Here is a 19,217-nt window from a genome sequence, read left to right as displayed (position 1 = left end):
AAACCTCCTTCATGGGTTCACCACAGGAATCAGGGAGGCGCCGGCCGGAACGGCGAGCGCGGCCAGGCGCGACTGCCAGCGCTCGGCCGCCGCGGCGTCCGTGTCCTGGAACCGGCCCAGCCCCTCGGTGACCGGCCGGATGCCGTGCAGGGCGTTCAGCGTCCAGACGGGCACGCCGGCGAGATCCGGCGCGGTGGCCTGCTCGGTGACGACCTGGTGCCCTGCCGTACCGGCCAGCTCGCCGAGCAGGGCGCGGGTGATCCCGGGGAGCAGGCCGGGGCCGGGTGGTGGCCCGCACAGCGTGTCGCCCCGCCACCAGACGATGCTCGTGGACGCCCCTTCGAGCACATGCCCTTCCGCCGAGACCAGCAGCGCCTCGTCAGCTCCCGCCGTGGCCGCGGCAGCGCGCAGGGAAGCCAGGTGGTCCAGGTCGGCGCCCTTGGCGGCCGGCAGTCGACGACGGTCGGGTCCCGCCGCGGTCCACAACCGGACGGTCGCGGTGCGCGGTGGCGCGGGGCGCAGCCACATCCGCAGCCGCGTTCCCGACCCGATCTCCACGAGTTCGACGCGAGGAAACCATCGGCCTCGCGCGGGCAACGACTCGGCGACCGCCCGCAGGAACCGGTTCGTCTGTTCCGCTCCCGGTTCGGAGAACCGGTCGCAGGCCGTTCCGAAGCGTTCGGCGTGCCGGTCGAGTCCCCGCACCCGCCCCTCGTCCACGAGCCAGGAGTCGATGACCAGCACCGTCCCGGCGGCGTCGGCCGTCGACCATCCGCCATCGGGGTCCCACCACCGGCGGACGCCCTGGTCTGTCGCTGTGTTCATCGCCGTGTTCATCGTGGGGAGCCGCCCACGTCCGACACCGTCGGCACACGCCAGGCACGAAGCGACGCTGCCGCCTTGAGCAGCATCTCCTCGTACTCTTCATGCGGGTCGGAGTCGAGGACGATGGCCCCGCCGGCTCCGATGGTCAACCGGTCACCGACGCGGACCGCGGTGCGGATCACGATGTTCAGGTCCGTGCCGCCGGAGAGGCCGAAGTAGCCGAGGGCGCCGGAGTAGACACCCCGGGCCTCCGTCTCCAAGCGGTCGATGATCTCCATGGTGCGCAGCTTCGGCGCCCCGGTCATCGACCCGCCCGGGAAGCACTGCCGGGCGCAGTCCATCGCGCTGGCCCCGTCGGCGAGCCGTCCACGAACGGTGGAGACCAGTTGGTGCACGGTCTCGTAGCTCTCGACGGCCAGGTACGGGTCGACCTCGATGCTGCCCACCTCACACACCCGGCCCAGGTCGTTGCGCAACAGGTCGACGATCATCAGGTTCTCGGCCTGCGTCTTGGCGCTCGTGGCGAGGGTGGCGGCCAGTTCGGCGTCGCGCACCGGGTCGGCGTCGCGAGGAGCTGTGCCCTTGATCGGCTTGCTGGTGACCGTGCGGTCTCTCTCAACGCGCAGGAACCGCTCCGGCGAGGAGCTGAAGACCGTGACGTCGCCGAGGCGTAGGAGCGCGGCGTACGGTGCCGGGTTCGCCCGGCGCAGCCTCAGGTAGAAGGAGGTGTCGTCGTCATGGAACGGCATGTGCAACTGGTTGGTCAGGCAGATCTCGTAGCTCTCGCCCAGGTTCAGCTGCCGTCGGCACTCCGTGATGTCCGCCAGGTACTGGCTCCGGCCGCGGCCGAGGTACTTCTCGGCATTCGGGGGCGGGCCGGCGGCAGGTTCGCGCGGCGGCTCGGCGTCGGCCGGTTTCAGGCCTATCAGGAGCGCGGACGTCCGTTCCACCCACTCCTGCGCGTCGCGCCGGGTCTTCTCGTCGTGGACGGCCACCAGGTAGGTCAGTCCCTCCTGGTGGTCGACCGCGATGACGCGATCGGCGAACATCCACATGGCGTCCGGCGTTTCGGCGGTGTGGCGGGCCGTGGCCCCGCATTCGGCCTTGAGTTCGTAGCCGAAGTAGCCGACGTAGCCGCCGGTCAGGTCGAACGGCAGGTCCGAGTCGGGTATGCGCCGTTCGCGCAACCGCTGTTCGAGGACGTCGAACACGCTGCCGGGGACGATGTCGACGCCCTTCGCATCGCGCACTTCCACTGTCCCGCTGCCGGTGCGGTAGGTCAGGATCTCGCTGAGCGGGCCTGATGTGTCACCGAGGAACGAGAACCGGGACAGGCCTTCCTCCACCCGGCTGCTGTCCAGCCAGAAGCAGTACGGGGTGTTGTCGAAGAGCTTGAGGAAAATGGCCTCGGAATCGGCAGCGGTCGGCACGACCGTGCTGATGATTCCCAGTTCCTCGACCGCGCCGGGCGTGTCGTCGGCCGGCGCGGTGACGGCGGTGGTGTCGGTGACGGACGGCCGTTGTCCGTGCTGCGTCCGGCGGGTCAGTTGGTTCAGTTGGGTCAGTTGGGCGAAATTCTGCAGGATCTCACGCCCGTACTGGGAAGCGATCGACTCGGGGTGGAACTGCACGCCCCACTGCGGCAGATCACGGTGACGCAGCGCCATGAGCACACCGTCGTCCGCCCAGGCGGTGGCGACGAGTTCCTCGGGCAGGGGCTCCCGCACGCACAGCGAGTGATAGCGAACCGCGACGAATTCACTCGGAATTCCGGCGAACAGCGGATCTCCCTCGTGGGAGACCTTGGCGAGGTGCCCGTGTCTCGGTTCGGGCGCGGCGACCACCGACGCTCCGGCCAGGTGCGCGATCATCTGATGGCCGAAGCAGACGCCCAGCACGGGCAGCGTGGTGCGGCGCAGCAGGTCACCGAGGAGGCCGACGTCGCGGGGGTTCTGCGGCCGTCCAGGGCCGGGTGAGACGACGATGTTGTCGAAGTCCTCCAGCCGCAGGCTGGACAACTTCGGATCGTCGTTGACCATGACGACGGGCTCCTGGCCGTTGATGTCGGCGATCAACTGGTACAGGTTGAAGGTGTACGAGTCATAGTTGTCCAGCAGCAAGGTACGCATCACGGACCGTCCAAGATTTTCCTGAGCGCCTGGACGTCACCCGGTTCCAAGGTGATCCCGAAGATCTCCTCGGGAGCGGAAAGCGTCTCGTCCTTGTCGAGTTCCCGGAAGATCGCCGGCTCCCCGGGACGTATTTCCGTGAGAGTGCTGCCGGCGAGGAGGTGCCTCACTTCGGGCTGTGTGCGCTGGAGGACCATCCGGTGGTTGAACGGCGAGCGCGGGTGAGTCAGGCAGAAATGGTTGAGGAGCTCGAAGTCCGACGGATAGCGCGCGTCGGTGGTGAAACCGTAGAGCTCTGCCGGTCCCTCCGGCCGCAGGAACCGCAGCACATATTCACCATTCGGTTCCCGCACCAGGTCAAAGGGCCAATCGCCGTCCAGCCGCGAGTTCTCGGCGAGGCGGATGGGGACGTGCGGCCCGTATGCACCGAAACTCACGTCGAAGAGCCAGCGTTCGTCGTCGAGCTGCACGCACAGGGCGACGTGGAGTGCGGGACCGAATTTATTCCCGGTGCGGATCCGTGTTCTGCCCGCGAACGCCGAGAACGTGAAGCCGATCCGGTCCAGCACCGCCGCCACCAGGACGACCTGTTCCAGGCACCAGCCGCCGCGGCCCTGTCGCACGATCTTCTCCTGGACGCTGTCCAGGTCCAACGGCACCGTCGGCCGCCCAAGCACCGCGTCGAGGTTGTCGAAGGCGATCGCGTCGACGTGGGCGGCGTGCAGACCCCGCAGCGTGGAGAGGTCCGGAGCCACGTCGCCCTGGTAGCCCACGCGGGTCAGATAGGCGTCCAGGTCGACGCCACTCCCCTGCCACATCGAATCTGTCACCCGTAGCTCATCCTTCATGTGAACTGCCCGGCGACCACGGCCGCGAGAATGATCCAACCGAAGTAGGTGTTGGCGACAAAGGCGTCCCAGCACGATTTCGGATCGTCCAGGTCCACACGTACGACCAGATAGGACAGAAAGATTGCCGCGCCCACGACGATCAGGTAGAACGCCCACCCGATCGACGTCTGGGAACCGGCCCACAGCACGCCGCCGACGCTGAGCACGCCGAAAACCGCCAGCCACGCCTTGGTGGCCTGGCCGAACAGCAGAGCGGAAGACTTGACACCGATCTTCCGGTCGTACTCCTTGTCCTGATGGGAGTAGATCGCGTCGTGAATCAGGGTCCAGAAGGCCCCGCCGGCGTACAGGCCGTACGCCTCGAGCGGGTAGTCGGCGCTCCCGGTCGCCGCCGTCCAGCCGACGTACACGTAGAAGCTCATCACCAGCGCCAGGAACGCCGTGGGCCAGAAGAAGATGCGCTTCATGAAGGGGTACGCGACGATCAACGGGTACGAGGCCGCGGCGACCAGGGCTGTCTCCACGTTCGCCACCGCCAGGACCAGCAGTGCGACCACGGCCTGTGCGGCGGCGAACAGGAGTGCGTTCCCGACGCTGATCGTCCCCGACGCGACAGGACGCGACACGGTGCGGGCGACTCGGGCGTCGATGTCCTTGTCGACCACATCGTTGACCGCGCAGGCGAAGCCGCGCACCAGCACCGCGGCGACAGCGACAACCACCACCGTCAGCAGGTCTGGTCGTCGCCCGGAGGCGAGGACGACAGCCCACAGCCCTGGAAGCAGGTAGAGCACGTACCCCGTAGGCCTGTCCAGCCGCATCAACAGGAGATACGCGCGGGCTGAATCCGGGCTCTTCGTGACGACGCCGGTAGATATTTTATGCAGCATCAGGATCCAATCACCATGTCACCGGAAGTTGGATCAACCCGCCGATCAGCGTGTTGTGGCGCAGCCCCAACTCCTCTACACCGACAGCCAGACGCATGGTGGGGAATCGCGCGACGAGCTGGGTGAGCACCACCTGTAGCTGCATCCGGGCCATCATCGCGCCGACGCAGGAGTACGCGCCGCGCCCGAATACGAGGCTGCCCGTGGTGTCGCGAGCGACATCGATCCGGCCGGGGTCGGCGAAGGTCGTCTCGTCGTGGTTGGCCGCGATGATGTTCAGCATCACGAAGTCGCCGGTCCGGATGGTGACTCCGTCGATCTCGAAGTCCGTCAGCGCATAACGGGGCATGCCACCGTTGTGCGGGTTCGGCATCGACATCCGCAGGGTTTCCTCGACCGCGCCGGGGACGAGGCCCGGGTCGTCCAGCAACGCCTGCCACTGCTCGGGGTTGGCCAACAACAGCGACACACAGGTGCCGATCCGGGCCACCGTGGTCTCATAGCCACCGAACAGCAACAACGCCGTCAGCCCGAGGACCTCGTTGTCGGTGATCCCCTCGGTCGCGCAGATCCTGGAGATCACGTCATCGCCAGGATTTTGCCGCTTGTCCGCGACGAGTCGCCTGCAATAGCCGAACAACTCGCCCAGTCCCTGCTTGGACCTGACCGGGTCCCCGACGTTGGCGGCGTCCTGGGTCCAGCTGCCGAACTGGTCCTTGTCCTCCTGGGGCACGCCCAACCACTCGCACATCACCTGAATCGGCAGCGGCAGCGCCAACGTCTGGCGCAGGTCCACCGGTGGCTTCTGCCCGGCCAGTTCGTCCAGGAGTCGCCCGGTCAGTTTTTCGACGTGGGGCCGCAGCGCCAGCATCCGCTCGGGTGAGAAGTGCGGCTCCAGCAGCGCACGCAACCGAGCGTGGTCGGTGGCGAAGTCGCCCAGCAGGCTGGCGAGAAGCGCCGACCCGCTGTCCTTCGCCGCGGCCTCCGGATCGGGATTGGAGCGGCCGAGCCGGTCATCGTCGAGCAACTGCGCCACCTGGGCATGACCGGTGACCAGCCACGCCTCGTCGCCCTCGGCAGTACGAACCCGATGGACCGCGCCCTGGGATTGGAGCGTGCGCAGCCCTGGCGCGAGTTGCAGCACATTCGTCTGCTCGAAAGGCAATTGAGCTGGGGTACTCACTGACGGCCTCCGCCGGAATCGAGGTTCAGACCACCTGGTCGAGGACGATCACGATGTACTGGAACTCGTCGCCCCGGTGTGCTTCGACCGCGGATGACGGGCGGGGCCGGGCTGTCGTGGGTGCTGGCCATGATCATGTACTCCGATCCAGATGCCGTCCCTGTCGGGAGTTACGGGTCATGGCGTGCGATTGACGATGCGGTCGAACAAGGCGGTCAGTTCCGTGGACGCGGCCGGGGACAGCTCGGCTCGTCCGAGGTACTCCAGAGCCGAGTCCAGATGGCTGCGGGACAGCTGCTCGGCCGTGTGCCGGCCACCGGATTCCTCGACGAGGTCGGCCATCTCCTGGAGGTGCGCCTCCGTGGTGCCGTCGGCGTGCCACAGCCGGCGCAGTCGTTCGCCGGCCGGGCTGTCGACGGACAAGGCCGCCAGCACCGGAAAAGTCGGGTTGCGCCGCAGGATGTCGCTCCGGACGGGCTTGCCGGTCACTGTGGGGTCGCCCCAGATGTCCTCGACATCGTTGAAGATCTGAAAAGCGAGGCCCAAATGCCTGCCCGCGCCGCGCAGGGCAGCCAGGACGTGCTCGGGTTTACCCGCCCGCAGTGCGGGCGTCACCAGTGCGCACTCCAGCAGCGCGGACGTTTTCTCCTCCACGATGCGGTCGTACTCCGCGATGCCGGTGCCCGGACCCAGCCGGACGGTGAGCTCGCGAGCCTGGCCCGCGAGAACCAGACCGATGGCTTCGGCGAACACGCTGGAGATTTCCGCACGGCCGGGACCGGGGTCGTCGACGACCATTTGCAGCCCAAGAGCCTGCAACGCGTCCCCGGCCAGGATGGCCAGACTGGCGCCGAACACCTTCCACGCGGCCGGGCGGCCGCGACGCAGCTCGTCCGCGTCGATGATGTCGTCGTGGATCAGGGTCGAGTTGTGCAGCAACTCCAGTGCCGCCGCCTGGCACCGCACGTCCTCCGGCGGCAGGCCGACTCCAACAGCCGCCAGCATCATGAGGGCGGAACGGGTCAGCTTGCCGCCCTCCGCACTGCCGGGGTCACCGTGTTCGTCGATGAAACCGAGGTGGTAAGAGCAGATCCGGGCCAGGGTCGGCTCCAGTGCGGAAACCTGCTGCCGCATCACGGGCGATACCGTGGATTGCACCATCCTCGGCGACAGGAAGGCTTGGAGTTCGGTCGACGAGGTGTCGAGTGCGCTCATCGGGATTCTCCTCCGGTCGCGCGCCTTCCCAATTCCTGGTCAGAACCTACGCGCATGGGGTTCGCGAATTGCACCACTGAAAATCACTGTGCTGGATATGTTGCGTAAATACCTTCTCAGCCCTTGCCCCACCTCGCCGCGCGGTGACACCTCGGCGAACTGTCGATAGACGAACGCTTGCGCAAAGCTCATGATCACCCGACATCACAACAGGTCAATACGTAGGCAACTCCGGCGTCTACGCACAATCTGAACCTGGAGTGATGCACCGGAATTCACGTGATCGTTCCGTCCGCCATCCTGAACGACCCCTCCCGTCGTGTCAACGACACGGCGTGGGCATCCTCGACTTTAGGAAAAACCCCAAAGAAGACGGCGTAAGGACTGGATTAGACTACCCTGAAGATTGGTAGCCGCTGGGCGGCACCAAGGCCGTACTTCGAGTCCGGTCCATTAAGCCGGCACTCGACGGCAGACAAGACTTCCTGAGAAGGACTCGGTTTCTACCGACCGGCGTGGATGCCCTGTCCGGCAACGCAAGCCACGCGTTCCGACTGGGACGTCATGGCACGGAACGGAGTGGGAATGAGTGGCGGGCGGACGTTGCCGCTGGCCAGGGACGCGGACCACGAGGAGGCCGAGGGCACCTACGGACACGCTCCCGACCAGACGGTCATCGTCGAGACGGTTGCCGACGCGGCGGCACCGGACCTTCCCCCCGACGCACCACGTAAATGGAACGGCGAGGAACTGCCACACTTTGACCGGGTCGACTGTGCCAAGATTGCCGAATAACTCTCAGGCCGAGCAGGTCTGCCTCGGCCCCGGCAGGCCGAGCGATATCACGCAACGTCACTGATCATTGCCGGGAATGGTTTACTGAAAGCTGGAGAGGCGAGATGGCTACGTCGGTGGATTCTGGTCAATTGCATGAAGGCAGGCCGTTCGACCCATATGGCGCACATCGCGACGACCCGTATTCATTCCTGGCCGACATCGGAGATGCGGAGCCGGTGTTCTACGCTCCTTTGCTCGGCGCGTGGTGCGTCACCCGGCGCGAGGACATGGTTGCCGTGCTGCGGGACGACCGGAGCTTCTCGGCGCGTGACCACAATCCTCGTCCCGCGGTCACGCTGCCCGAGGACGTGAGTCGGATGTTCCGCACCTGGCGCGGCGCTGATGCGGTGGCCGTCGGCTCACTCGACCCTCCCGAGCACGCCAGGGTCAGGGAAGTGCTCAACGCCGGGTTCACGCCGGCCAGGGTCAGGGCGTTCGAACCCACGATCCGTGCGATCGCCACCGACCTCGTCGAGCGTACTGCGGCCTTGACGGAGTTCGATTTCATCTCGGCGTTCGCCGTTCCGTACGCCCTCGAGGTGATCTGCCGGCGCCTTGGGGTCCCGGAGGAGTACTTCGACCGCTGCCGCACGTGGTCCGAGCAACGCATCGAACTCATGATGTCGCAGCGCAACGCCGATCCTGACCAGCTGCGTGAATACGCCCGCGGGCTGATGGACTTCGGAGCGTTCGCCCGTTCACTCGTACAGGAGCGGCTGGCCGCACCGCAGGACGACCTGATCAGTGAGCTGCTCCACGACGGCAAGGCGGGCCGCACGCTCACCGCCGACGAGGTTTCCGTCCAGGTCCCCACACTGATCTTCGCGGGACACATGACCTGTGCCGAGGCGCTTGGCACGATCTTCTACCAGCAGCTCCGGTCACCCGGCGGCTGGGCCGAGGTCGTCGAGGGGAAGATCTCCACACGGGACCTTGTCGAGGAGGGGTTGCGGTTCGACAGCCCGCTGGCGGGCATGTACCGGACCGCGACCCGTGACGTAGTGGTCGGTGACGTCCACCTCGCCGCGGGGAGCCGGCTGCTGCTGCTGTACGGAGCGGCCGGCCGGGACAGTCGCGCTCACGCATGTCCGGCCGCGTTCAGTCCGGACAGCCGGTCCGCCACGCATCTCGCCTTCGGGCACGGCATCCATTTCTGCCTCGGAGCCGGATTCGCCCGCGCGGAACTGGAGATCGCGATACAGGCCATCGCCGCCAGGATGCCGGGTCTGACTCTGGCGCCAGGGCAGCCGCCACATCACCGGCCGGTGTTTCCGCTTCGGGCGTTGACCGAGTTGCGGGTACGGCAGTGAGGACGGGCATCCGGGCGGTCGGGATCTGTGGGATCTGGACGACACGTTGACCCCGCAGAACTCACTCGCCTGACGGCATTTCATAACGGCCCGCCAGTTCAACTGGCGGGCCGTTACGGGCTTGTGGTGGCGGGCGCGGGTGATTCGGCCGGCCGTCCGGCGGAGATCACCACCCCGTCGGGGTCCATGTGCGTCAGGACAGCCCACTTGGCCTGCGCCAGGGCGTGGCGCAGGCCATGGATGTGTGCGGCGAACAGGCCGGTACCTTCGTGCGGATACCGTCAGACGCCGAGCTGAAAACCGGGGACGGCGCCCACGGTCATGCGCGGACCGCGGTCAGGTAGAGGTAGCCGCTCTCCGGGATGGACCCGAACCTACGCACGAAGTCGATGAGCGAGTCGGCCTGTTCCTTGCCGACCACGTCGGCCAGCTTGTCGCGGACAGTCTCAAAGGCGTCGGCCATGAGCCCGAGGGTACGGATGACGTTGTCGGTGATGTCACGGATCTCCACGTCGACGAAACCGTTGGCGGCCAACGCCGTCCGGTACTCGTCCACCGTGCCCAAGGAGCTCACCCCGTAGTTCTCGCAGATGTGGTCCAGGACCACGCGTCCCTCGGGGCTGATCGGCTCGCGCTGGATGACGTCGGCGACGGCGAGGCGGCCGCCGGGGCGCAGGACGCGGGCGGCCTCGGAGAGCACCTGGCCGCGATCGGGCATGTGCCACATCGATTCGAACGCCCAGGCCGCGTCGAACGAGCCGTCGGGGAAGGGCATGTCCATCGCGTCCGCGAACTGGAACGTGGCCCGGTCGGCGAGCCCAGCCTCGGCCGTGTGTTCCGTGGCCTCCGCCGCCTGGATCTGGCTGATGGTGATGCCCACCACGTCCACATCAGAAGCGCGGACGAGCCGTCGCGCGGGATGGCCGATGCCGCAGCCGATGTCCAGGACCCGCTGGCCGGCCCGCGCGTCGAGACCCGAGATCATCAGGTCGGTCAGGCGGTCGGTGGCTACCTCGACGGAGCTGTCGTCGGCGTCGTTCTCCCAGTAGCCGTAGTGAATATTGGGGCCCCACACGGAGCCGTAGACCCGGCCGAACCCGTCGTACACGTTACGGACGTCGTCGCTGTGAGTGGGAGACTGCTCGATCGTCATGAAGAACTCCGTGTCATGGTGAAAGTGGCGGGAGGCCAGCGGCGGTTCAGTCCCGCCGGCGGTGAGCCCGCGAATGATCGTGTTGATACGCCACCGCAGGTCCTGCGGGTCGACCGCGAGCCACATGCCGGGGAACGCGTCGAGGAGATGGTCGGCGACGTGGATACAGCTGACGTAGTCCTTCAACCGCCCTGGAACCCGGCAGTCACATCGAAAGGCGGACGGAAACCCGCTGCGCTGGGCTGGGCAACCCCAGCCCAGCGCCTGCGTGGCTGCTATTCTCTGCTCGTCGTGAGTTCCCTGCTCACTTCTTCAGCTCGAAGCGCAGGAAACCCAGCCGCAAGCCCCCCGCTCCCCATTCAGCGCCGAGCGCCTGGTTCGCCAGCAGGGAAATCCTCAGATTCCTGCGGTCAACCGGCGAAAGGCTGCTGTCACTGTCCAGTACCGCCTTCGTCCAGGCGGCACTCTCCTCCCAGAACGGCAAGGTTTCCGACGTGGCGTCGACGTCATCGACCAATTCAAAACCCGCAGCCTGCGCGGCTTCTGTGTAGTCGCGCACCGTAGCCGGTTTTGTGTAGAAGTATTCGGCCCACACATCGGCCCCGTGCGGGCGTGTGATGAATACTTCCTCGATGCACACACTCCCGCCTGGACGAAGCACGTGCGACAGACGCTCGAACCACTGAGGGCGGTTGAAATACCCGCTGCTCTCGATTGCTACTGCCGCGTCATAGGGGCCGCCGTCCAACGGGAGATGCATTGCGTCACTGACCAGCGCGCGGACCTTCCCGTCCAAACCGCATTCCCGCGCGAACCCGTCGACTATCGGCGCGTGTTCCTGCGCGTTGGTGACCGCCGTGACGTCGGCGCCGTATTCCTGCGCCCAGAAGAGCGAGCCCCCGCCGAGACCGCAGCCGACGTCCAGGATCCGCCCCGACAGCCGGTGTTCAGCGCCCCAGATCTTGGCCGCATACCGCAGCAAACCCTCTTGATGAGTCCGTATGCTGCCGCGAATAGCATCCGGCGTCGCATCGTGGGCATCCAGTGGCGATTTGGAGGAAGGGTAGTGACCTACATGATAGTGAATCCTGGGTCCAGGCCCGTATTTGCGAACAAGCCTGGCCGTTTTGTCGTCGTAGTATTGGCCGACTACTTTTACCTCATCCTGAGGCTCCAGCACTGTTTGAGGCGAACCTGAAAGTTCATCCAGATTTGACACGGTCACTCCTCCAGAGCTCGGATGCCGACGACGTTGGCGAATGACCCGCTTTGGTCGTTACGCTGTGCTCGTCATGATTTTGGCGAGGATACGTGATTCAACTGCGAAACGCAGAGCCACCATCACGACCCGGAATCTTGAGTCGCCCCGAAATTGAGTGGCAGCTATTGGATTCCATCCTGGGGGACGGCCCTGGTCGTGTCAACGACGCGGGGTGAGCGTCTTCGACTTTAGGAAAAACCCCAAAGAAGACGGCGTAAGGATTGGATTAGACTACCCTGCGGAATGGTAGCCGCTGGGCGGCACCCAAGGCCGTACTTCGAGACCGGCTATTAAGCCGGCACCCAACAGCAGACAAGACTTCCTGAGAAGGACTCGGTTTCCACCGACCGGTGTGGATGCCCTGTTCGGCAACGCAAGCCAGGCGTTCCGACGCGGACGTCATGGCACGGAACGGAGTGGGAATGAGTGGCGGTAAGCAGGTCCTGCTGGCCGAGCCACGGAGTTTGTGTGCCGGTGTACGCCGGGCTATAGCCATCATCGACCTCGCGCTGGAACAGCACGGCGCGCCGATCTACGTCCGCAAGGAGATCGTGCACAACCACCACGTGGTGCGCGAGTTCCAGCGCCGGGGAGTCCGGTTCGTCGACTCCGAGCAGGAGGTACCGGAGGGCGCGGTGTGTGTCTTCTCCGCGCACGGCGTCTCCCCGCAGGTGCGGCAGAACGCGGACGCACGCGGGCTGGACGTGCTCGACGCGACCTGCCCCCTGGTGGCCAAGGTGCACCAGGAGGCCCGCCGGTTCGCCCGCGACGGGCGGACGTTGCTGCTGGTCGGGCACGCGGACCACGAGGAGGTCGAGGGCACCTACGGGCACGCTCCCGACCAGACGGTCATCGTCGAGACGGTCGCCGACGCGGAGGCACTGGACCTTCCCCCCGACGCACCGGTCGCCTACCTCACCCAGACCACGCTCTCGGTGGACGAGACCAGGGACATCATCGCCGTGCTCCAGCGCAGGTTCACCGACCTGCGCGGGCCCGCCACCGATGACATCTGTTACGCCAGCCAGAACCGCCAGGACGGCATCAGGGCCATTGTGGACCGGTGCGACCTGGTGCTGGTGGTCGGTTCGACCAACTCCAGCAACTCGATCCGGATGGTCGAGGTGGCGCGCAGGCTCGGCGGCAGGGCCGAACTGGTGCCGGACGTGACCCGCTTCGACCCCACGTGGCTGTCCGGCGTGAGCACGGTCGGCGTGAGCGCCGGGGCGAGCGCGCCGGAGATCCTCGTCGACCAGCTGCTCGACCGGCTCGCCGAACTGGGTTACGCGGACACGTCCGTGGAACGGGTGGCGACCGAGGACATCGTGTTCTCCCCGCCCGCGCGGCTGACCGGAGTGGCGGACGTGCCGTGACCGATCGAGACCGGGCGACCCCTGTCGCTGATGGCGCCGGCAAGGACCCTGTTGGCAAGAGCGCGTCGGCGGTGAGCCGCGTCGGCCGTCGTTCCGACCTGTCCGACCAGCCGCGGCCACCACATGCCATGAGGGTCCTTCCAGGCGTCAGCCGACACACGAGGCCGTCGACCGAACCGGCATCGCGCCGGGCAGTCGGCCCGAACTGACCGAGAGGGCGGCCGCGGCCACCTACCACACCCGGTGAGGAGCACTGTTCGACATGGCGCTGCTGGAAACCGTGCGCGACCCGGCGCGGCTGCGTGAGCTGACCGCCGGGGAGCTCCGCGACCTCGCCGGGGAGATCCGCGCGTTCCTGATCGAGCGGGTCTCCGCGACCGGGGGACACCTCGGGCCCAACCTGGGTGTGGTCGAGCTGACCATCGCGTTGCACACGGTGTTCGAGTCCCCGCGGGACCGGTTGCTGTGGGACACCGGGCACCAGTCCTACGTGCACAAGATCCTCACGGGCCGCCAGGCCGGGTTCGACCGGCTGCGCAAGTCGGGCGGGGTCTCCGGCTACCCGAGCCGGGAGGAGTCCGAGCACGACCTGGTGGAGAATTCGCACGCGTCCACCGCGCTGTCCTATGCGGACGGGCTGGCCAGGGCGGACGCCCACCTCGGCCGACGCGACCGGGCGACCGTCGCGGTCATCGGCGACGGCGCGATGACCGGCGGCATGGCCTGGGAGGCGCTCAACAACATCGCGGGCGGGCCGGAGCGGCCGCTCGTCATCGTGCTCAACGACAACCAGCGCTCCTACGCGCCGACCGTCGGCGGGCTGGCCGAGCACCTGGCAGACCTGCGCGCCGGGCGCGGGCCGGGCGTGTTCGAACAACTCGGGCTCGGTTACCTCGGCCCCGTCGACGGTCACGACCTCTCCGCCGTCCAGGACTCCCTGCGCCACGCGGTCGCACTGAGCGGGCCGGTGGTGGTGCATGTGATCACCGCCAAGGGCAAGGGATACCGGCACACCGAGACCAACGACCTCGACCTCGGCCACGCCGTCAAACCGATGGACCCGCACACCGGGCAGGCGCTGAAGGCGTCGCCCCCGTCGTTCACGTCGGTGTTCGGCGAGAAGCTGGTCGAACTGGCCGAGCAGCGCGACGACCTCGTGGCGATCACGGCCGCGATGACCGAGCCGACCGGGCTCCTGCCGCTGCAGCGCAGGTTTCCGCACCGGGTGATCGACGTCGGCATCGCCGAGCAGCACGCGGTCACGATGGCCGCCGGGCTGTCCATGGGCGGCGTGCACCCGGTGGTGGCCATCTACTCCACGTTCGTCAACCGCGCGCTCGACCAACTGCTCATGGACGTCGCGCTGCACCGCCGCCCGGTGACGTTCGTCCTCGACCGGTCCGGGGTGACCGGCGACGACGGGCCGAGCCACAACGGCATGTGGGACCTGTCGGTGCTGCAGGTGGTGCCGGGGCTGCGGATCGCGGCGCCGCGGGACGGCACCCGGCTGGCCGAACTGCTGGCCGAGGCGGTGGCGTGGCACGAAGGCCCGACACTGCTGCGGTTCCCCAAAGGCCCCTCCGGTGAGGACCTGCCCGCCACCGCCACGTTCAACGGGATTGACGTGCTGCGCCGTTCCGGCCGGCTGGACGTGCTGATCATCGCGGTAGGCGCGCTGGCCGGGCTCGCGCTCACCGTCGCCGACGGTGTGCGGGCACAGGGCCTGGGGGTGACGGTGGTGGACCCGAGGTGGGTCACCCCGGTCAACCCCGCGCTGGCCGACCTGGCCCGCCGCCACCGGCTCGCGATCACGGTCGAGGACAACAGCCGCGCGGGTGGTGTCGGTTCCGCGATCGCGCAGGCGCTGCGGGACGCCGATGTGCACACCCCGCTGCGCGAGTTCGGCATCCCGAGGCGGTTCCTCAGCCACGGCTCCAGAGCCGAGGTGCTCGCCGCCTGCGGGCTGACCGCGCAGAACATCACCAGGGTCGTGGTGGAGCTGCTGACCGGCCTCGACGCCGCACCGGCGTCGGCAGGCATCGACGACCCCGGCACCTGGCCGGTTCACTCAGGGGAGGAACATTGACGACCGTCGATTTGGGAATGCCCTTGCCACGCAAGGACGAGGTCCCGCTCTCGGTGGCCACGCGGCGGACCTCCCGCCAGATCATGGTGGGCACGGTGCCGGTCGGCGGCGTCGCGCCGGTGTCGGTGCAGTCGATGACCACCACGTCCACCGCCGATATCGACGCCACGCTGCAGCAGATCGCCGAGCTCACCGCGGCGGGCTGCGAGATCGTGCGGGTCGCCGTGCCGTCGGCGGACGACGCGGCCGCGCTGCCGGCGATCGCCCGCAAGTCGGGCATCCCGGTGATCGCTGACATCCACTTCCAGCCGAAGTACGTATTCGCCGCGATCGACGCCGGCTGCGCCGCAGTACGGGTCAACCCCGGCAACATCCGCCAGTTCGACGACCAGGTCGGCGCGATCGCCCGTGCGGCCAAGGACGCGGGCATCCCGATCCGGATCGGCGTGAACGCCGGGTCGCTGGACAAGCGGTTGCTGCACAAGCACGGCGGCGTCACCCCGGAGGCGCTGGTGGAGTCGGCGTTGTGGGAGTGCTCGTTGTTCGAGGAGCACGGCTACACCGACCTGAAGATCTCGGTGAAGCACCACGACCCGGTGGTGATGATCGAGGCGTACCGCAAGCTCGCCGGCCGGTGCGACTACCCGCTGCACCTCGGCGTGACTGAGGCAGGCCCCCGGTTCCAGGGCACTATCAAGTCCGCGGCCGCGTTCGGCGCGCTGCTCGCGGAGGGCATCGGCGACACCATCCGCGTCTCGCTCTCCGCACCACCGGTCGAGGAGGTCAAGGTCGGCGCGCAGATCCTGGAGTCGCTTGGATTGCGGCCACGGGGACTGGAGATCGTGTCGTGCCCGTCCTGCGGCCGGGCCCAGGTCGATGTGCACACCCTCGCCGAGCGGGTCACCGCGGCACTCGAGGGGTTCCCGGTGCCGTTGCGGGTGGCGGTGATGGGCTGTGTCGTCAACGGGCCTGGCGAGGCGCGCGAGGCCGACATCGGTGTCGCCGCCGGCAACGGCAAGGGCCAGATCTTCGTCAAGGGCGAGGTGATCCGCACGGTCCCCGAGTCACAGATCGTGGACACCCTCGTGGCCGAGGCCGCACGCATCGCCGAGGAGATGGGCGTGGACGTCGAGGCATGACCGGCCGCACCCGGTCCGACGACGAGAGGAGAGGTCTTCCATGACGATCTCGCGAACCACCGAGTTAATCCACAGTTTCACACACAATGCGCGGGGGCCACGAATCTGTTCGCAGAATCTGAAGGACGAACGCCCTCGAAACTAACGCGACACGATTCGGCGCCTGCAGCTTGTCGGACATGACACGGACGTGATAGTCGATGGTCTTCGAACTGAGGTACAACTCTCTCGAGAGTCGCCCGCTGGAGAAACCAGCCGCAACACCCTCCAGGATCCTGGCCTGGACCGAGCTGAGAACCCAGCCACCGACCGGCTGGGAAAGTTCGCAGCCGTTCTGATCATTATCCATGACACCCATCCATTCCACCGTAAACGGAGAAATCCATTCCACCGTAAACGGAGAAATGCAGAGCGAGAAGTACTGGAAAAAGATCCTAGGTGAACCCCTAAATTTTACGGAATTCCGGCCTTGTTTTCAGCAGCTCAACCAGCTCGTCCGGCTCGTTACCGGTCCACTCCTGCCCTGCGGCCCGCACCTTCGCCCTGAAGTCGGCGATCCGGCCCTCCTCCTGCGTCGAGCGGAGCGCCTCGACCGGAGATAACGACCCGCCTATCATTTCGGTCATTTCTCACCTCATCTTCCTGAATGGTGCGGTTGCCTCATAAGCCCGCACCTGGCGCTTTCTGTAGATGCCGCTCAGATAGTTCCTGACGGTCTTTTCGGTCAGGCACATATTGAGGGCCGCTTCGCGGGTCACCAAGCCGGAGGCGAGCAGCGCCATAATCCGCTTTTCCCGGTGCGACAGCCGGGACAGTACGCTTTCGCCGTGCCCCGACTCGATCGAGAACCGCCTCACTTCCTGGGCCATGCCAGGTCCGTAAAACAAAAGGACGTCATCGCTCGAACGGACCTCGTGGGGTTCGCGTATCAGCCGGGCTTCCGGCCAGGAAAGGCAAATCGATTCCGACACCGTGAGGACCGACCAAAGCTATTGACAATAACGCCGGGGAGAATTCTCCCGCCGGAGTAGTGTGGGTTTGGGCTGACCTGCTGGTTCGGATCTGCCAGACCTCAGGAGTAGCAAGCCGTTCTGAGTCAGCATGCAGCTGTCCACGAGTACCACCACGTCGCATGACCCGCACGGACGTACTTCTCGGCGCCTACAGCGTTGCAGGTACGCGGGGGTCAGTGTCCTGGCGCACCGCTGTGCCGTGCGGCCAGCGTCTGCTTGTCCGGCTTGCCGGCACCGGTGAGGGGCAGCGCATCGTGGAACGTCACCACGGCCGGTACATGCTTCGGGGACAGTTCGGCGGCGACATGACCGATCAGCGTCCCGGAGTCGGCGGTGCTGCCCGGCCGCGCCACCACGGCGGCGTGGATGTGCTCCACGCGGTCGTCGTCGATCACGCAGTACACCGCGGCCTGGGCGACCTCCGGATGGCTCAGCAGCGCGCTCTCCACATCCGTGGGACGGACCTTGATGCCGTTGGTCTTTATCACCTCGCCCATCCGGCCATGCAAGCGCAGAAAGCCGTTCTCGTCGACGGAACCGAGGTCGCCGGTGTGCAGCCAGCCGTCGCGGATGGTCGCGGCGGTCAGCTCCGGTTCGCCCCAGTAGCCGAGCATGGTGGACGGGCTCCGCACGCACACCTCGCCGATCTCGCCGAGCGGGACGTCGCGGTCGTCGTCCAGGTCGCGGATGCGTACCTCCGCGGCCAGGCGCCCGGCGGTCCCGCGGAGTTCCGGGTCGGAGTGGTCCGGCGGGGGCAGGATGCTGATAGGGCTGGTCTCCGTGGTCCCGTAGATCCCGAGCAGCACCGGGCCGAACACCTCGAGCGCCTCGGACAGGCGGCCGGGGGCCGCGGGGGAGCCGACGTAGGTGATGTTCGTGAGGCTCGACCGGTCGGTGGTGGCGATGTCGGGGTGGTCGACCAGCATGTACAGCTGCGGCGGGGTGATGGCCAGCGTGGAGACGCGGTGCTGCTCCACGGCCCGCAGCACGGCGCCCGCCTCGAACCCGTCGTGCAGGACGACCGTTCCGCCGGAGGCGAGCGCGAGGTCGACGACGGAGCCGCTGGAGTTGCTCACCGGAAGGGTCGACAGGTACACGAGGGGTTCCGGGGATTCGAAGCCCATTTTGAGGCCCACGTCGAGGTAGCGGCTGCGGACGCGGTACGGCATCGTGACAGCCTTGGGGCTGCCGCTGGTACCGCTGGTGCAGATCACCACGGCCGGCTTTCCGGGGTCGGTCTCGGCGGCGTCGAGGTCGAAGGCGTCCGGGTCGCCCGTTGAGAGGTCCAGGACATCGGGACCGAGGGTGCCGAGCGCGGCGAGAGGCGGTGGCTCGGGCAGCCGGTCGCATAGCTCGCGGGCCGCGTCGAGGTTCTCCTTGTCGACGGCGAGGAAGGTCGCCCCGGTCCTGTTGAGGATCTTCTGCCGGGCGGCGGCGGCCATCTGGTCGGTGGGATCCACCGCGTTCGTGGAGTGCAGATGGACCAGGGTGGCCCCGGCGAGGTTGGCCGCGTAGCGGAGGATGATGGTCGCCGGGCTGTTGGCGACGGTCAGCACCGCCACAACCGGGTCCTTGTGTTCCGTCATCGGAGCCGGGTGTTCCGTAAAGTGCCGACGCAGGAGTTCCGCCGCCGCCAGAACCGCCTTGGAGAACTGGCCCGCGGTGAACTCCTCGCCTTCCCGCCACAGGGCGATCCGGTCGGGATCGGACGCCAACGCCTCGAGCACCCGGCGGACGTAATTCTCGTTCGAAGACATCGGAACTCCATTTCGCCGGCCCATCACGGCCGAAGTAGATCCCCCGCGCACCGGAACCGCCCTCCACGGGAACGGAGAACGCCCCTGAGGCGGTGGCCGTCGTCATCCGGTGGGCGAGGAGCATGAGCCGACCGCCGCAGGCGGAGGCCGGGCCGGGTCGGCCGGTGGACGGGCAGGCGGCCGGCCGACGGGCCG

At 67.2% G+C, this 19,217-nt stretch carries 17 protein-coding genes; 5 read left to right on the top strand and 12 right to left on the bottom strand.

What is annotated here, in order from left to right:
* Positions 1-9: 9 nt before the first annotated feature.
* The 6 genes from GWI24_RS01525 to GWI24_RS01500 form a co-directional block, all read right to left on the bottom strand.
* Positions 10-825, bottom strand: a complete 816-nt coding sequence (locus GWI24_RS01525; RefSeq protein ID WP_210944059.1) for an aminotransferase class IV — start codon at positions 823-825, stop codon at positions 10-12.
* 8 nt (positions 826-833) lie between these two features.
* Positions 834-2,954 (bottom strand): aminodeoxychorismate synthase component I, encoded by a 2,121-nt coding sequence (pabB, locus tag GWI24_RS01520; protein WP_210944093.1) that lies wholly within the window; start codon positions 2,952-2,954, stop codon positions 834-836.
* Positions 2,954-3,784 (bottom strand): arylamine N-acetyltransferase, encoded by an 831-nt coding sequence (locus tag GWI24_RS01515; protein ID WP_210944058.1) that lies wholly within the window; start codon positions 3,782-3,784, stop codon positions 2,954-2,956. Before GWI24_RS01515 ends, pabB begins: the two co-directional genes overlap by 1 nt.
* A 14-nt stretch (positions 3,785-3,798) precedes the next feature.
* On the bottom strand, positions 3,799-4,626 hold the full coding sequence (locus tag GWI24_RS01510; RefSeq protein WP_247615721.1) for a 4-hydroxybenzoate octaprenyltransferase: 828 nt from the start codon (positions 4,624-4,626) through the stop codon (positions 3,799-3,801).
* A gap of 79 nt (positions 4,627-4,705) precedes the next feature.
* Positions 4,706-5,860 (bottom strand): cytochrome P450, encoded by a 1,155-nt coding sequence (locus GWI24_RS01505; RefSeq protein WP_247615720.1) that lies wholly within the window; start codon positions 5,858-5,860, stop codon positions 4,706-4,708.
* 195 nt (positions 5,861-6,055) lie between these two features.
* The gene (locus GWI24_RS01500) at positions 6,056-7,093 is read right to left on the bottom strand and encodes a polyprenyl synthetase family protein (protein ID WP_247615719.1); all 1,038 of its coding nucleotides are present in this window, start codon (positions 7,091-7,093) and stop codon (positions 6,056-6,058) included.
* A 585-nt stretch (positions 7,094-7,678) separates the two neighbouring features.
* On the opposite strand from GWI24_RS01500, the gene GWI24_RS44720 reads away from it, so the two are divergent.
* Together GWI24_RS44720 and GWI24_RS01490 are read left to right on the top strand one after the other, a co-directional pair.
* On the top strand, positions 7,679-7,888 hold the full coding sequence (locus tag GWI24_RS44720; RefSeq protein ID WP_247615718.1) for a hypothetical protein: 210 nt from the start codon (positions 7,679-7,681) through the stop codon (positions 7,886-7,888).
* A gap of 104 nt (positions 7,889-7,992) precedes the next feature.
* Positions 7,993-9,240: a cytochrome P450 gene (locus GWI24_RS01490; RefSeq protein ID WP_247615717.1), complete on the top strand. Its 1,248-nt coding sequence runs from the start codon at positions 7,993-7,995 to the stop codon at positions 9,238-9,240.
* Positions 9,241-9,559: 319 nt separating this feature from the next.
* On the opposite strand, the gene GWI24_RS01485 is transcribed toward GWI24_RS01490, so the two are convergent.
* Positions 9,560-10,579 (bottom strand): methyltransferase domain-containing protein, encoded by a 1,020-nt coding sequence (locus GWI24_RS01485; RefSeq protein WP_247615716.1) that lies wholly within the window; start codon positions 10,577-10,579, stop codon positions 9,560-9,562.
* 118 nt (positions 10,580-10,697) lie between these two features.
* Complete coding sequence (locus GWI24_RS01480) at positions 10,698-11,612, bottom strand: methyltransferase domain-containing protein (protein ID WP_308343320.1); 915 nt, start codon at positions 11,610-11,612, stop codon at positions 10,698-10,700.
* Positions 11,613-12,076: 464 nt separating this feature from the next.
* Here GWI24_RS01480 and ispH point away from each other — a divergent pair, with 464 nt between their 5' ends.
* From ispH to ispG, 3 genes are all read left to right on the top strand, one after another.
* Positions 12,077-13,027: a 4-hydroxy-3-methylbut-2-enyl diphosphate reductase gene (gene ispH / locus GWI24_RS01475; protein WP_210944055.1), complete on the top strand. Its 951-nt coding sequence runs from the start codon at positions 12,077-12,079 to the stop codon at positions 13,025-13,027.
* 262 nt (positions 13,028-13,289) lie between these two features.
* Positions 13,290-15,113 (top strand): 1-deoxy-D-xylulose-5-phosphate synthase, encoded by a 1,824-nt coding sequence (locus tag GWI24_RS01470; RefSeq protein WP_210944054.1) that lies wholly within the window; start codon positions 13,290-13,292, stop codon positions 15,111-15,113.
* The gene (ispG, locus tag GWI24_RS01465) at positions 15,110-16,252 is read left to right on the top strand and encodes a flavodoxin-dependent (E)-4-hydroxy-3-methylbut-2-enyl-diphosphate synthase (protein WP_210944053.1); all 1,143 of its coding nucleotides are present in this window, start codon (positions 15,110-15,112) and stop codon (positions 16,250-16,252) included. The genes GWI24_RS01470 and ispG overlap by 4 nt, the downstream gene beginning before the upstream one ends.
* A 64-nt stretch (positions 16,253-16,316) precedes the next feature.
* On the opposite strand, the gene GWI24_RS46725 is transcribed toward ispG, so the two are convergent.
* From GWI24_RS46725 to GWI24_RS01445, 4 genes are all read right to left on the bottom strand, one after another.
* On the bottom strand, positions 16,317-16,601 hold the full coding sequence (locus tag GWI24_RS46725) for a LuxR C-terminal-related transcriptional regulator (RefSeq protein ID WP_374103252.1): 285 nt from the start codon (positions 16,599-16,601) through the stop codon (positions 16,317-16,319).
* Between the two features lie 97 nt (positions 16,602-16,698).
* Positions 16,699-16,878, bottom strand: a complete 180-nt coding sequence (locus GWI24_RS01455; RefSeq protein WP_210944051.1) for a hypothetical protein — start codon at positions 16,876-16,878, stop codon at positions 16,699-16,701.
* 3 nt (positions 16,879-16,881) lie between these two features.
* A complete protein-coding gene (locus tag GWI24_RS01450) occupies positions 16,882-17,121 on the bottom strand; it encodes a helix-turn-helix transcriptional regulator (RefSeq protein ID WP_210944050.1) in 240 nt (79 codons plus the stop codon).
* A gap of 317 nt (positions 17,122-17,438) precedes the next feature.
* Entirely contained in the window at positions 17,439-19,022 is a 1,584-nt protein-coding gene (locus GWI24_RS01445; protein WP_210944049.1) for a class I adenylate-forming enzyme family protein, read from the bottom strand.
* Between the last annotated feature and the right edge of the window lie 195 nt (positions 19,023-19,217).

The sequence above is a fragment of the Streptomyces sp. MK37H genome (assembly GCF_018035285.1).
GTDB lineage: Bacteria > Actinomycetota > Actinomycetes > Streptomycetales > Streptomycetaceae > Streptomyces > Streptomyces endocoffeicus.
This window is presented reverse-complemented; position numbering and strand designations above follow the sequence as displayed.